This window comes from Roseovarius indicus (assembly GCF_008728195.1).
GTDB classification, from domain to species: Bacteria; Pseudomonadota; Alphaproteobacteria; order Rhodobacterales; family Rhodobacteraceae; genus Roseovarius; species Roseovarius indicus.
In genome coordinates this window covers 3,242,213-3,256,298 of the sequence record NZ_CP031598.1, presented here as the reverse complement: position 1 = coordinate 3,256,298, position 14,086 = coordinate 3,242,213, and the positions used below count along the sequence as shown (strand labels likewise).

Below are 14,086 nucleotides of genomic sequence, written 5' to 3'. Positions count from 1 at the left end.
GTAACTTATCGGAATTGATCACGGGGGAAAACTGCTAACTGGCCAAGCCGGCGAACCCGCGCTAGGACTCTGGTCAAACCAGAGGATATCAGGAGCAGATCATGACCACCCCCGCCGCCGTGACCATCACCGAAACCGATATCGAACAGATCGCCGAATTCGAGGGGCGCGTGGCCATCTTCGTCACCCCCGACGGCAAGCTCGACCCCGGCGCGCGGCGCGCCAACCGCCAGACCAAGGGCGCGGTGCAGCGCATGACCGAGGCCGAAAGCTGGGGCAAGATGAAACCCGGCGACGTCAAGACGCTGGCCTGGCCCACCGGCATGAAGGCCGAGGCGCTCGACGTGGTCTGCCTGCCCCGCAATGCCGACGTGGCCGAAGCCCGCAAGGCCGGTGTCGCGCTTGGCCGTAACAAGGGCGACGCGGCTTTGCTGGTCCTCGCGGGCCCGCTGCGCCGGGCCGACGAGATGGTGCTGGGCCTCGTCCTGCGCGCCTACGAGTTCACCGCCCACAAGACCGCCGAGCGCGACGCGCCCGAGGGCATCACCGTGATGACCGGCAAGCCCGACGAGCTCAATGACGCCGTCGCGCCGCACCTTTCGGTGGCCGAAGGCGTCTTCCTCACCCGCGACCTTGTCTCCGAGCCCGCCAACCACCTCACCACAGAGGAATTCGCCAACCGGATCAAGGGGTTGGAGAAATCCGGGCTGAAGGTCAAGATCCTCGACGAGGACGAGATGCGCAAGCTGGGCATGCACCTGCTCCTCTCCGTCGGCCACGGCAGCGCCACCCCCTCCAAGCTCGCCATCATGGAATGGATGGGCGGCGCCAAGGGGGACGCACCCCTCGCACTGGTCGGCAAGGGCGTCGTCTTCGACACCGGCGGCATCAGCCTCAAGCCCGCCGCCGGAATGGAGGACATGACCATGGACATGGGCGGCGCCGGCGTCGTCACCGGCGTCATGCACACGCTCGCCGCCCGCAAGGCCAAGGCCAACGTGGTGGGGCTCGTCGGCCTCGTCGAGAATATGCCGTCGGACCGCGCCACCCGCCCCGGCGACGTGGTGAAGTCGATGAAGGGCGACACCGTCGAGATCATCAACACCGACGCCGAGGGCCGGCTCGTGCTGGCCGACGTGCTCTGGTACGCGCAGGAGAACTACAAGCCCTCCGGCATCGTCGACCTCGCCACGCTCACCGGCGCCATCATCATCGGGCTGGGCCATGATAAGGCCGGCGTCTTCTCGAACGACGACGCCTTCTGCAACAGCTTTCTCAAGGCGGCCGAGGCCGAGGGCGAGGGCGCCTGGCGCATGCCGATGGGCGACAGCTATGACAAGCAGCTCAAATCCTCTATCGCCGACATGAAGAACGTGGGCGGCCGCCCGGCAGGCTCGATCACCGCGGCGCAGTTCCTCCAGCGCTTCGTGCAGGAAGGCACGCCCTGGATCCACCTCGACATCGCCGGCGTGGCGCGCGTGGGCGAGGACACCACCTATGCCCCCAAGGGCTCGTCGGGCTGGGGCGTGCTGGCGCTCAACCGGATGATCGCGGACAATTACGAAGGCAAGTGATGGGGGCCGCCTATTTCTACCATCTCACCCGCCGCCCGCTCGAGGCGACCCTGCCCATGCTGCTGGGCAAGGCGCAACAGGCGGGCTGGCGGGTCGCGGTGCGCGGCACGACGCCGGCGCGGATGGAATGGCTCGACGAGAAACTCTGGCTCGGCCCGGAGGAGGGCTTCCTCCCCCACGGCCTTGCCACCGCGCCCCATGCCGCGCGCCAGCCGATCCTGCTGACGACCGGCACCGAAAGCCCCAACGACCCGCACTGCATCATGACCATCGACGGCGCCGGGGTGGCGGCGGACGAGGTGCAGCGCCTCGACCGGGTCTGTGTGCTCTTCGACGGCAATGACGAGGCGGCGCTGCAAACCGCGCGGGGCCAGTGGAAGGCGCTCACGGATGCCGGCTGTTCGGCGCAATACTGGTCGGAAGAGTCTGGCCGTTGGGAGAAAAAGGCGGAAAAATAATGGCTTGCGCGCGATACCTCGCGCGCCGGGCATCGAAATCTTTTAAAGATTTCGACCCGTTTTCTTTTCAAGAAAACGCCCCCGCACCCTCAGTCGAGCCACCTCACCGGCTCCCGGTTGCAGAAGATCACGATCTGCCCGCCATTCGCCGCCACGCGGAACCCGCGCCGCCGCACCTCGGAGAGGAACGTCTCCATCCCCGCGAACCGCTCCACATCCCGCGCCTTGCGGCGGATCACGCCGCCCTGCTGCACCGCCTTGCAGGAAAAGAGATCGTTGAGCCAAAGCTCGGGCGAGAGGGGAGAACTGCGATTGTCCATGGGCCAAAGCCTGCCCCGAACATGGTTAAGACGCGGTAAAAGCCGCTTCAGCGCGTGAGAACCAGCGTCCCGTTGGTGATCTCGACGCTGGAATACCGCTGCAGGTATTCCATCCCCAGAAGCGACTGATCCAGCTCGCCCTCGTTGACCACCGCCCGCACATCCTCGTCGACCAGCGGCCCCACGGCGACCCGTTCCAGCCGCACCGGCGCCGTGCGCACCTCGCCATTGGCGGTATAGGCCCGGCCCACGAAAGCCAGGTCGTCGGTGTTCAGCCCGGCCTTCCGCGCGTCGGCCTTGGTCAGCACGATCTGGCTCGCCCCGGTATCGACCACGAACCGAATGGCCTCGCCGTTCACATCCGCCGTCAGGTAATAATGCCCGTCCGCGGCGCGGGGCAGCTCGATCCGCCCGCCCTCGGCGACCACGGCCTGCCCGGGCATCACCGTGTTGCGGATATCGCCCCAAAGCCCCACCGCGGCGATCACCCCAACGAAGATCAGCGCCCAGACCATGGCCTGCTGCGTGACCTTGCCGAGGGAGTCGCGGTTCTGGGCAAAGAACCACAGCACCACCGCGCCGCCCAGCAGCACGAGGTAGAAGACGCGGGCATAATCGAATTCGCTCATGGGTCCGATATAGGCGGGGGCAGGGTGGTTGGGAAGGTCATGCCGCCAGCCCGAACCCGCGCAGCCCGTCAAGCACGAACTGTACCGCCAGCGCCGCCAGCAGCATGCCAAGCAGGCGGGTCACCACGTTGATCCCCGTCCGCCCCAGCGCCTTCTCGAGAAGGCCCGCGGTCAGGAACAGCACGAAGACGATCACCAACACCGACAGCATCACGCCGATCACCCAGGCCAACCCCTCCAGCCCCGGCCGCTGCCCGGCCAGCAGGATCACCGAGGCAATCGCGCCCGGCCCGGCAATGAGAGGAATGGCCAGCGGAAAGATCGAGGGGTCGTCGCTGTCATCCTCCTCCTCGGCCTCGTCGGCCTGCGACTTGCGCCGCTTGCTGCGGCGCTCGAACAGCATGTCGAGCGCGGTCAGGAACAACAGAATGCCCCCGGCGATGCGGAAGGCGGGCATGGAAATGCCGATGAAGCCCAGCACCGCCTCGCCGAAGGCGGCGAATACGACCAGGATCAGCGCCGAGGTGATGCACGCGCGCAGCGCGATGGCCCGGCGCCGCGCGTTGGTCATGCCTTGCGTGAGCGCGACGAAGAGGGGCGTCATCCCAACCGGGTCGATGATGACGACAAGCGTCACGAAGGCGGTGATGAGAAACCCGGTATCCATGGTGTCACCATTGCAGAAGGCGGGGGCCAGGGAAAGGCGGGTCGGTCACTGGCACCGATGGAATACCGACAAAATACCGACGTTATACCGACGTTGAATTTGCGGTTGTTTCGGCCCGGTTTAGCGCTCGGCCTTTTCCAGTTTTTCCAGCGCCGACAACCACAGCGCCTCGGCCCGGTCGAGCCCGTTCATGACCTCGGCATATTTCTTCTGCCACTCGGCCATGTCGTCGGCGCGGGCGTCGTCGTAGAGCTCGGGATCGGCGAGTTTCGTGGAAATGCGATCACGCATTCCCTGAAGCTTTTCAACACGTTCCTCGCATTTCCTCACCTCCTGCCGCATGGCTAGGATGGCATCCCGCGAGGGGCGTTTGGGCTTCTCGGCCTTGGGTCTCGACGTGGTTTTCTCCTCGCCGTTCCCGCCCAAAAGCATCTGCCGGTACGCCTCCAGGTCCCCGTCGAACGGCCGCACCCGCCCGTCCTTCACCAGCCACAGCCTGTCGGCCACAAGGCTCAGCAAGTGCATGTCATGGCTCACCAATATCACGGCGCCGGTATAGGCGGTCAGCGCCTCCACGAGGGCCTCGCGGCTCTCGATGTCGAGGTGGTTGGTGGGCTCGTCGAGGATCAGCATATGCGGCGCATCCAGCGTCGCCAGCAACAGCGACAACCGCGCCTTCTGCCCGCCCGACAGCCGGCCTGCCTCGGTATCCGCCTGCTCGGCGCCGATGCCGAAGCCGCCCAGCCGTGCCCGCAGCTTGCCCGGCGCCTCGCCCGGCCGCATCCGGCGGATATGGTCGAGCGGGGTCTCGTCGGGGCGCAACTCCTCGAGCTGGTGCTGGGCGAAATACCCCACCCGCAGCTTGGAGGACGCGTGCATCTGCCCCTCCATCGCCTCAAGTTTGCCCGCCAACAGCTTGGAAAGCGTGGATTTCCCCTCGCCATTGCGGCCCAGCAGGGCAATCCGGTCATCCTGGTCGATCCGCAGGTCGAGCCGCCGCAGAACTGCCCGACCGTCATATCCCACGGCGGCCTCCTCCAGCCGCAGGATCGGCGGCGACAGCTCCTCGGGCTCGGGGAAGGAAAACGCCCGCAAGGCGGCCTCCTGCGGCCTTGTGATCGGCTGCATCTTCGACAGCGCCTTGATCCGCGCCTGCGCCTGTTTCGCCTTGTCGGCCTTGTAACGGAACCGGTCGACGTAAGACTGCAGATGCGCCCGCCGGGCTTCCTGCTTCTTGGCCTCCGACTCCGCCGCCGCCAGCTTGGCCGCGCGGGTCTGGGAAAACCGGTCATAACCGCCCTGGTAGAGCGTCAGCTTCCGGTCCTCCAGATGCAGGATCGCCCCCACCGCCCGGTTCAGCAAGCCACGATCGTGGCTGATGATCAGCACGGTATGCGGATAGCGGGCGAGGTAACTCTCAAGCCACAAGGCGCCTTCGAGGTCGAGATAGTTGGTCGGCTCGTCGAGCAGGAGCAGGTCAGGCGCCGAAAACAGCACTGCCGCCAGCGCCACGCGCATCCGCCAGCCGCCCGAGAAGGCCGAGCAGGGCATCGCCTGCTCCTCGTCGGTAAAACCCAAGCCCTTGAGGATCGACGAGGCCCGCGCCTCGGCTGACCAGGCGTCGATATCCGCCAACCGCGTCTGGATCTCGGCGATCCTTCCGGCCTCTGTCGCCGTCATGGATTCCTCAAGCAATTCAGCGCGTTCCGTGTCGGCCTTCAACACGGTATCGAGAAGCGACACCTCGTTGCCCGGCACCTCCTGGTCGACGCCGCCGATGCGGGCGCGCCTGGGCAGGGTGATCTCGCCCCCCTCCAGCGCCAGCTCGCCCCGGATCAGCCGGAAGAGCGTGGTCTTGCCGGTGCCGTTGCGGCCGACCATGCCCACCTTGTGCCCCTCGGGGATCACCGCCGAGGCGTGTTCGATCAGGGGGCGGCCCGCCACCGAATAGGATATGTCGTCAATCCGCAGCATGGCCCCCGCATGCCCCATCCACGGGCGAGGGTCAATCGCGGCTTTTCAAACACTATCCCCCATGCTATCGGAGCCGCGATCTTTCGGCGCGGGCGTATTGCCCCCGCGCGCATAACCCAAGGAAAAGAGGCTGACATGGCTGTCGAACGCACGCTGAGCATCATCAAACCCGATGCCACCAACCGGAACCTGACCGGCAAGATCAATGCCAAGTTCGAGGATGCGGGCCTGCGCATCGTCGCGCAGAAGCGTATCCACCTGACCAAGGCACAGGCCGGCGTGTTCTACGCCGTCCACAAGGAACGCCCGTTCTACGACGAGCTGTGCGAATTCATGGCCAGCGCGCCGGTCGTCGTGCAGGTGCTGGAAGGCGAGGGCGCCATCGCGAAAAACCGTGACGTCATGGGCGCCACCAACCCCGCAGATGCGGCGCCGGGCACGATCCGGGCAGAGTTCGCTGAATCCGTCGGCGAAAACTCGGTTCACGGCTCGGATGCACCGGAAACCGCGGCGGTCGAGATCGCCTATTTCTTCTCGGGTCTCGAACTGGTCGGCTAAGCGCCGCCCGTTTCAGAACCGATCGGATTGGCCGCGCCTGTCAAAGGGGGCGGCCTTTTCTTTTCCGCGCGATGCTCAGATCGCCGCGAAATCGTTGAAGACGCGGGTGGTCGCGGTCACGCGCGGTGAATTGGGTGTGGTTTTCGTCGGGTTCTGGGGCTTGGGCTTACCCGTATCCGGCGGCGGTGTCGCTGTCTTGGCCATGGTCGGCTCCCTACTCTTTACAGAGCGCCGGTTGACCTGCGCCAACGGGCGCCCCCGTCACAAAGGTTTCATAAAGAGCGGCTCATTTCTAGACTTTTCCACAGCAAACCTGTGTCAGAACCGTGGCTTTGTTGCTGAATTATCAACAATCTAACCTATCGATCACGGTGACCCCGCTGGTTTGGAAACTGTCCATCTCGCGCAGGGCCGCCGCCGCGCCGGAGAGCGGGATGGTTCGCGTGACAAGGCGGGAGGGGTCAAGCCGCCCCGCCGCGATCATCTCGAAGAGCGCGGCAAAGCGCGTGGCGCCGATGCCGCGGGTGCCGTGCAGGGTCAGCTGCCGGGCATAGACCAGCTCGAGCAAGGGCAGGGGCGGGGTGGCGTGCGCGCCCACCGGCATGCCGATCTGCACGTGCCGCCCCATCTTGCGCAGCGAGCGCAGGGAGGTCTCGAAGGTTGGTGTGATCCCCAGCCCCTCGATCGAGACATGGGCGCCGCCCCCGGTGATCTCGCGCACCGCCGCGCCGGTGTCGCCGTCACTCGCGTTGACGGTCGCCGTGGCGCCGAAGTTTCTGGCCATCTCCAGCGCGTCGGGGTTGATGTCGACCGCCACGACCGGCGCGCCGAGCGCCGCGCCGATCATGATCGCCGACAACCCCACGCCACCGCAGCCATGCACCGCCAGCCATTCGCCGGGTTGCAGGCGCCCCCGGTCGACCACGGCCCTAAAGGCGGTGGTGACGCGGCAGCCCATGCCGGCCGCGGCGGTGTAACCGACGTTTTCGGGCAGGTGGACGAGGTTGAAATCGGCGTTGCGGATGACGACCCGCTCGGCGAAGGCGCCCCAGCCGGTGAAGCCGATCACTTCCTGGTGGTTGCAGATCGTGGGCTCGCCGCCACGGCAATCGGGGCAGGTGCCGCAGCCGAGGATGAAGGGGGCGGTGACCCGGTCGCCAACGTCGAAGGCGCGCACATCCGAACCGACTTCCAGCACGTCGCCGGCGAATTCGTGGCCCATGACATGCGGCAGCGCCACGTCCGGGTCGGCGCCTTTCCAGGCATGGTGATCCGAGCGGCAGACACCACAGGCGCGCACGGCGACAACCACGCCATCGCGGGGGCAGGTCGGGTCGGGGACGGTTTCGAGCGGAAGCTCCGCGTCGTATTCCGTCATCAGGGCGGCTTTCATACGCTTTCTTAACCTTATGCTTTGACGATGGTCTCGGTGATCATCGAGATCATCTCGAACATCACCGCGGCCGCTGTCAACGCGGTGATGTTGTTGGGCGAGTCTTTCGTGGGCATCATGCAGACAACGTCGCCGCCGATCACGTTGAGCCCCCTCGCGGCGCGAAGGATGCCCACGGCCTCGTCGATGTCGAAACCCTTCTCGCCGGGCTCGAGGTTCGAGACGGCGGGCGCGACAGTGGGGTCGAGGCAGTCGAGGTCGAAGGTGATATAGACCGGCCGGTCGCCCAGAACCTCGCGGGTCTGTGCAACCACGTCGTTAAGACCTCGTTCACGAAAGTCGCGCATCGTGACGATGTTGTAGCCGTAATCGTAGGACGGTTGCAGCCAGTCGAGGCTGCGGGGATGCCCGCGCAGCCCGATCTGCATGGAGCGGGTCGGGTCCACATCGCCCTGGTCGGCAAGGTAGGCGCCCCAATGGGCGGCGGATTTCTCGGCGCCGAGGAAGTGATCGACCTTGGTGAACACATCCGTATGCGCATCGAGATGCAGGAACGAGACGGGCTCGCCCCCGGCCAGCTTGTCGCGCCCGAGCGCCTGCACGATGCCGCCGGTGATGGAGTGGTCGCCGCCGACCGACACGGGGCGGGCGCCGGCGGCGTCGATGCCTTCGTAGAATTCGGTGATCCGCGCGATGCAGTCTTCGTTGTCGTTGGCGCGCGGGAAGGGCACGTCGCCGATATCGGCGATTTTCACGTCATTCCAAGGGTCTACGCCGAAGACCGAATGCACCCGCCGCTGCACTGCCGAGACATGGCGCAGCGCGCGGGGGCCGAGGTGCTGATCGCGCTCCGTGGTGCCGTTGCCGGTGGAATGGGGCACGCCGACAAGGGCGATATCCTGCCCCTCGGGGCCCTCGTTTGGACAGCGGAACATGGTGGGAATGCCCCACCAGTAAAGGTTGTCCATCATCGATTGCTGGTAACGGTCGGTCATCTCGGAGGCCCTCTGCGCCATGTGGCATGCCGGGGGATTTGAGTATTTTTAGCAAGATGAAGCAAGGCCCGGCTTGCAGGGTGGCCGGGCCTTGCGCTTCGTGTCAGTCCTTCTGATCCTCGCGGCGGAAGGCGCCCTGCACGATCCGGTCCATCACCATGGCGAGGAAAAGGATGGCGAAGCCGCCCAGCAGGCCGGGGCCCTTGGCCGCGTATTGCAACGCTTCGAGGATCTCCTTGCCCAGGCCCCCGCCGCCGATCAGCGAGATGATCACGACCATCGACAGGCACATCAGGATGGTTTGGTTCACGCCGGTCATGATCGAGGGCAGGGCAAGGGGGATCTCCACGTCCTTCAGCAATTGCCACTTGGAGGCGCCGAAGGCCACGGCGGCCTCCTTGATGCTGTCGGGCACGCCGCGCATCCCCAGCGCCGTCAGGCGGATCACCGGCGGCATCCCGAAGATGATCGTCGCCAAAATCCCCGGCGGGTTGCCGGTGCCGAAAAACGCGATGATCGGGATCAGGTAGACGAAGGCGGGCAGGGTCTGCATCAGGTCGAGCACCGGCTCTGCCATGTTGTAGGCCCGGCGCGACTTGCCGAACCAGATGCCCAGCGGAATGCCGATCACCACGCAGAGGATCACCGCCGCGCCCACCAGCGCCACCGTCTCCATCGCGACGGCCCAATAGCCCAGCAGCGCCGTATAGGCCAGCGCCGCGGCGGTAAAGATCGCCACGCGCGGCCCGGCCGAGCGCCATGCGGTGACGACGATCACCAGCATGACCACCGGCCAGGGCGAGCCGTTCAGGGCCAGCGTCAGCGCGTCGAGCACGCCGCGCACGCCCGCGACGATGCCATCGAAGACATCGCCCCCGGCCGCGGCGGCCGCATCAATGCGCGCCTCCATCCAGCTGGCAAGATTGGAGAAAATCGTGCCTGCCCCATCGCCGAGGATCATCGCCGACACCTCCTGTTCCGGGAAGGCATCGAGCAGCGCGAACGAGGCGTTTACGGTGAACTTGTAGACGATGAGCGGCCCGATCAGCAGCGTCAGCACCACACCCATCACGGTGTTGCGCGTCGATCGACCGCTTTCCGTTGCGGCGGGGTCGATCCGCCAGCGGGAGTACTGCTTTTCATAGACCGGATCGGCATAAAGCCCCTGGATGATCTTGAAGACCGCCAGCAGGACAAGACCGGTCAGCATGATCCCCAGCGCCTCGGCCTGGGCGGCCTCGGCCCGTTCGAAGCTGGCGTCGGCAGCCTTCTGGATGTTCTCGGCCAGCTTGGTGAAGCGGTCGACATCGGCCTGCTCGGTGGCCTCGTTCGCCCGTTGCATCAGCTCCTCGGCACGGGCCTGCTGGCGCGCGGCGCGGTCGGCCATATCGGCGCCGGGGTTGCCCCAGGCGCCACGCCCGATCTGCACCCAGGCGATGATCTCGAGGATCAGGAACGACCAGAACATCCCCCAGATCGCCCGACTCGCGGCCCAGAGCGGCCCTAGCACGGCGGCCCATATGTTGAAAGTGCGCGGCACGAAGCCGGTGGCCTCGTGGATCTTGTGGAACGCGCCGACGTAATACTCGCCGTTCGGCCCCGCGAATTCCCGGATGGAGGCGTCGAGCGCCTCGTGATCCACCTCGATATCCGAGGCGGCGGTGACTTTCATGTCGGTTGCGTCAGTCATCTTTGCCCCCCTGGATGCCGCGCAGCAGGCGCGGTTTTGTCACGACACCCACATCGGTGCCGCCTTCGGTGATGACCACTGGTTGGTCGGTGCCAACGGAGAGGTCGATCAGCTGGTCGAGGTCGGCACCCTCGTCGGCACGCGGCGCCCCGTCGAGCGAGCCCTTGTGGCTGTCGAGCGGTTCCATGATCGAGTGGGCTTTCACCAGCTTGAGCTTGGAGATGCCCTGCACGAACTCGCGCACGTAATCGTCGGCCGGGTTCATCACGATATCCTCGGGTGTGCCGATCTGCACGATCACGCCGTCTTTCATGATGGCGATGCGGTGACCGATGCGGATCGCCTCGTCGAGGTCGTGGGTGATGAAAAGCGTGGTCTTCTTGAGCTGTGCGACCAGCGCCTTGAACTGGTCCTGCAATTGCAGCCGGATGAGCGGATCGAGCGCAGAAAAGGGCTCGTCCATCAGCAGGATCTCGGGGTCGGAGGCCAGCGCCCGGGCGATGCCCACGCGCTGCTGCATGCCGCCCGACAGCTCTTTCGGGAGCCTGTCTTCATAGCCGGTCAGGTCAACCAGCCCCAGTGCATGATCCGAGATCGCCCAGCGTTTCGCCTTGGACACCTTGCGGATCTCAAGCGGGTAGGCGACGTTGTCGCGCACCGAGCGGTGCGGCATCAGCGCCATGTGCTGGAAGACCATGCCGATCTGCTGGGCGCGGATACGGCGCAGCTCGCTTTCGGAGATGGCCGAGACATCCCGGCCGAGGATCTCGATGCTGCCGGCGGTGGGTTCGATCAGCCGGTTGACGTGCCGCACCAGCGTCGATTTGCCGGAGCCCGACAGCCCCATGATGCAGAAGATTTCACCCCGGGGCACTTCGAAGCTGGCCCCCTGAACACCGACCACGCAGCCGAAGCGCTCGAGCACCTGCGGCTTGCCGATCCCTTCGGATTTGACGGCGGTCATGGCTTCCTCGGCGCGCTCGCCGAAGATCTTCCAGACATCCGTCAACTTGACGACTGTTTCGCTCATATCTGTCCCTTTTCGCGCAAAGGGCCGCCGGTTTGTCCGGCGGCCCTTGTCTGGTCAGGCGGTGCGGCCGCGATGCTCCGTCACTCGGTCATCCAGGTGAGCACGGCATCTTCGTTATCGGCGACCCACTGTTCGGCATAGGCCATCGGTTCGATGCCATCGATCACCAGCGCATAGGTCATGGCCGAGACCTGGTCGGTGGTCAGGTCGACATTGCCCAGAAGGGTGGCGACGCTCGGATAGCTGTCTTCCAGCTCCTTGGCATAGTGGACATGCAGATAGGCCAGGTCCCAGGCCACGCCGGCATCGGATTTCTCAAGCCAGTCGGGGTCGTCGGTAGGCTGGATCACGGTCCATTTCTCGGGGTCGTAATCGGGCTCTTCCAGGATCTGCAGGTCGTGCAGTTCAAAGACGTAATGCGGCGTGTAGCAGAAGCCGACCCACGGATCGCCCGCCTTGATGGCATTGTCGAGATTGGCATAGGCCACCGTTTCGTCGATTTCGGTCAGCTCGAAGGTCTGGTCGTAACCATACGATTTCGCCCGGATTTTCTCGACATTGGTCGAGGCCCAGCCGGGCGCCCCGATCCAGAGCTCCCCCTCGCCGTCGCCATCGCTGTCGAAGAGCGAGGCGATGTCGGGGTTGGTGAGATCCTCGATCGCGGTGATGCCGTTGGCATCGGCGGTGGCCTTGTCGACGCACATGCCCTGGAAGGCCTCGACGCCGTTGGGGTTCATCACCACGGTGCCCTTGTCCTTCACATAGGTGTCGTGCAGGTTCTGCTGGTTGGGCATCCAGACTTCGGGGTGCACATGCATGGCGCCGGTGTCCATCGCCTCGAAGACGATCGGGTTGGTGCCGTTCTGCAGCTCGACCTCGAGCCCGAGATTCTGTTCGATCGCCACCTTGAGAATATGCGCCGTCGCGTTCACCGACGGCCAGTTTGGTACGCCGATGACGATATCCGCCGCCATCGCCGGCCCCGCAACCATCAGCGCTGTCCCGCCCATGAGGGCTGAAAGCTTTTTCATAAGTCCGTTCCTCCGTGTTGATTATTTGTTAGCCATTTGCGCGTATTGTTTTCTGTTGATGCGCAAGGCCGGGTCTTCCCGTTGTTATTTTTTGACCGGGCCCACTGTGCGTCCCTCGCCGGACTGGCGGGTAGGGCCAAATTGCCCCCACCGTTAATACCAAGAGTGCAGCATGGCCGGAGACGGCGAGGCAAGTGCTGCGGGGCAAAAAACTTTGGGAAAGGGAATTTACTGCTAGTTTTTGTTCGAAATGTTCGAATTTTAAGAAAAGACTTTTCAGTTAACCCGAAGCAGCCGTCCTGAGCACGGCCACAAGGGGGGTGAACCATGTCCAGTTCTGGGCCGATGCGTCGTTGACGATGAGATTCTTTTTGCGCGTGTAGATCGGCGCGTCGAGCTGATGCAGAAGCCCGTCGTCGACGTATGGCGCGGCCAGCGAGCGCGGCAGGTAGGCCGAGCCGCCGCGATCGAGCATGGTTTGGAGCGCCCACCACGAGCTGTCGAAGCTGACCCGCGCGACCCCGGCGCCATAGTAGGTTTCGGCGTGCTGCCGGCGGAATTCCTCGCCATGATCGACGAAGATGTAGAACGACCCGGCGTCGATCGGCGTCTCCGGGTCGTCGGAGTAGAGCACCAGCTCCTCGGGCGGAAGGGCGTGCACCGTCTGGTTGCCCCTCGTGAGGGTATCGAAGGTCAGAATGACATCGACGACACCGGTCGCGAGCCATTCCTCGAGATCCCTGCCACTGCCCTGCAGGACCGAGACCGCCATTTCCGGGTTGCCGGATATCAGCCCGTTGAAGAAGTTGCGCCCCGGCCCATGCCAAAGCTCGCGGTCGCACCCGAGCGTGCAGACCGAGGCAAGCCCGGCGGGCAGGCTGGTTTCATGCTGCGCCTGGCGCCAGAGCCCGGTCATGATGCGGGCATATCGCAAGAGCCTGGTACCCGCCGGCGTCAGCGTGGTGCCCGATTTCTGCCTGTTGAGCAGCTGCTGGCCAAGCTCGTCTTCCAGCGTCTTCAGCCGGGCGGTGACGGTCGACTGGGTGACGTGCAGAACCTGCGAGGCCCGCACAAGGCTGCCGGTATCGACGATGGCAAGGAAGGTCTGAAGGGCTGTGATGTTCATGGGCCGAGATCTAAAATTCGAATATTTCGAATTTATGACGCAAAACAATTCGTTTTCAAGAATTTCTCTTTTGTGGCACCTCTAAGACCGCGACAGGATGAGTGAACAGGAGATGCGACATGTTCCGGCAGATCGACGGGCTTGTGCCCAGAGAGGACTTCATCTCGGCAATGCGGCGCGTTGCGGCCTCTGTGACGGTGGTGACGACAGACGGCCCGGCGGGCCGGGCCGGTGCGACAGTCAGTGCGTTCTCCTCTGTCTCGGCCGATCCACCGACCGTGCTGGTTTGTCTTCACGCCCAAAGCCGCATTGCGGGGTTCGTGCAGGAAAACAAACGCTTCTGCGTCAATGTTCTTCCCGAACGTTCCTCGGACATCGCCGACCGCTTCGCCGGGCGGCATGATGGCAGCGTGCCTGACAGGTTCGACGGTATCGAGGTGTTTGCACCGAGAGGCCACGCGCCAGTGATCGACGGGGCGACGGCGTTTCAGTGCGATCTGCAACAGGTCGTGCGCTCTGGCAGCCACCTGATCGTCGTGGGCCATGTCCGCGATGTTCTGGACAGCGCGGCGCCGCCGCTGGCCTATCGCGACGGGGCGTATCACCGGGTCGTGCCCCACGCCCGCGCCGGATGAAGGAGC

15 protein-coding genes are annotated in these 14,086 nt (G+C 65.0%); 4 read left to right on the top strand and 11 right to left on the bottom strand.

The window, feature by feature from the left end; translation table 11 throughout:
- The first annotated feature begins 101 nt into the window (after positions 1–101).
- Together RIdsm_RS15530 and RIdsm_RS15525 are read left to right on the top strand one after the other, a co-directional pair.
- Positions 102–1,574, top strand: coding sequence for a leucyl aminopeptidase (locus RIdsm_RS15530; RefSeq protein WP_057815812.1), 1,473 nt, complete (start codon positions 102–104; stop codon positions 1,572–1,574).
- Positions 1,574–2,032 carry a DNA polymerase III subunit chi gene (locus RIdsm_RS15525; RefSeq protein ID WP_057815814.1) on the top strand — a complete coding sequence of 153 codons (459 nt, stop codon included), beginning with the start codon at positions 1,574–1,576 and terminating at the stop codon, positions 2,030–2,032. Before RIdsm_RS15530 ends, RIdsm_RS15525 begins: the two co-directional genes overlap by 1 nt.
- An 89-nt stretch (positions 2,033–2,121) precedes the next feature.
- Here RIdsm_RS15525 and RIdsm_RS15520 read toward each other — a convergent pair whose 3' ends face one another.
- The 4 genes from RIdsm_RS15520 to RIdsm_RS15505 form a co-directional block, all read right to left on the bottom strand.
- Positions 2,122–2,352, bottom strand: a complete 231-nt coding sequence (locus tag RIdsm_RS15520; RefSeq protein ID WP_057815815.1) for a hypothetical protein — start codon at positions 2,350–2,352, stop codon at positions 2,122–2,124.
- Between the two features lie 47 nt (positions 2,353–2,399).
- A complete protein-coding gene (locus RIdsm_RS15515; RefSeq protein WP_057816192.1) occupies positions 2,400–2,981 on the bottom strand; it encodes a retropepsin-like aspartic protease family protein in 582 nt (193 codons plus the stop codon).
- 37 nt (positions 2,982–3,018) lie between these two features.
- The gene (locus tag RIdsm_RS15510) at positions 3,019–3,648 is read right to left on the bottom strand and encodes a MarC family protein (RefSeq protein ID WP_057815817.1); all 630 of its coding nucleotides are present in this window, start codon (positions 3,646–3,648) and stop codon (positions 3,019–3,021) included.
- Between the two features lie 120 nt (positions 3,649–3,768).
- Entirely contained in the window at positions 3,769–5,622 is a 1,854-nt protein-coding gene (locus RIdsm_RS15505; RefSeq protein ID WP_057816193.1) for an ABC-F family ATP-binding cassette domain-containing protein, read from the bottom strand.
- A gap of 135 nt (positions 5,623–5,757) precedes the next feature.
- Between RIdsm_RS15505 and ndk the strand changes: the two genes are divergently transcribed.
- Positions 5,758–6,180 carry a nucleoside-diphosphate kinase gene (ndk, locus tag RIdsm_RS15500; protein ID WP_057815819.1) on the top strand — a complete coding sequence of 141 codons (423 nt, stop codon included), beginning with the start codon at positions 5,758–5,760 and terminating at the stop codon, positions 6,178–6,180.
- Positions 6,181–6,255: 75 nt separating this feature from the next.
- Here the strand turns inward: ndk and RIdsm_RS30745 are convergent, their stop codons facing one another.
- The 7 genes from RIdsm_RS30745 to RIdsm_RS15470 all read right to left on the bottom strand — a co-directional run bounded on the left by RIdsm_RS30745 (position 6,256) and on the right by RIdsm_RS15470 (position 13,445).
- Entirely contained in the window at positions 6,256–6,384 is a 129-nt protein-coding gene (locus RIdsm_RS30745; protein ID WP_268793838.1) for a hypothetical protein, read from the bottom strand.
- A 142-nt stretch (positions 6,385–6,526) separates the two neighbouring features.
- On the bottom strand, positions 6,527–7,573 hold the full coding sequence (locus RIdsm_RS15495; protein WP_057815821.1) for a zinc-dependent alcohol dehydrogenase family protein: 1,047 nt from the start codon (positions 7,571–7,573) through the stop codon (positions 6,527–6,529).
- Between the two features lie 14 nt (positions 7,574–7,587).
- Positions 7,588–8,568, bottom strand: a complete 981-nt coding sequence (locus RIdsm_RS15490) for an arginase family protein (RefSeq protein ID WP_057816194.1) — start codon at positions 8,566–8,568, stop codon at positions 7,588–7,590.
- A 103-nt stretch (positions 8,569–8,671) separates the two neighbouring features.
- Positions 8,672–10,258: an ABC transporter permease gene (locus tag RIdsm_RS15485; protein ID WP_057815823.1), complete on the bottom strand. Its 1,587-nt coding sequence runs from the start codon at positions 10,256–10,258 to the stop codon at positions 8,672–8,674.
- On the bottom strand, positions 10,251–11,288 hold the full coding sequence (locus RIdsm_RS15480; RefSeq protein ID WP_057815825.1) for a quaternary amine ABC transporter ATP-binding protein: 1,038 nt from the start codon (positions 11,286–11,288) through the stop codon (positions 10,251–10,253). The genes RIdsm_RS15485 and RIdsm_RS15480 overlap by 8 nt, the downstream gene beginning before the upstream one ends.
- 80 nt (positions 11,289–11,368) lie before the next feature.
- Complete coding sequence (locus RIdsm_RS15475; RefSeq protein ID WP_057815827.1) at positions 11,369–12,319, bottom strand: ABC transporter substrate-binding protein; 951 nt, start codon at positions 12,317–12,319, stop codon at positions 11,369–11,371.
- A gap of 280 nt (positions 12,320–12,599) precedes the next feature.
- On the bottom strand, positions 12,600–13,445 hold the full coding sequence (locus RIdsm_RS15470) for a LysR family transcriptional regulator (protein ID WP_057815829.1): 846 nt from the start codon (positions 13,443–13,445) through the stop codon (positions 12,600–12,602).
- A gap of 119 nt (positions 13,446–13,564) precedes the next feature.
- Between RIdsm_RS15470 and RIdsm_RS15465 the strand changes: the two genes are divergently transcribed.
- Positions 13,565–14,080 (top strand): flavin reductase family protein, encoded by a 516-nt coding sequence (locus RIdsm_RS15465; RefSeq protein ID WP_057815831.1) that lies wholly within the window; start codon positions 13,565–13,567, stop codon positions 14,078–14,080.
- Positions 14,081–14,086 lie beyond the last annotated feature (6 nt).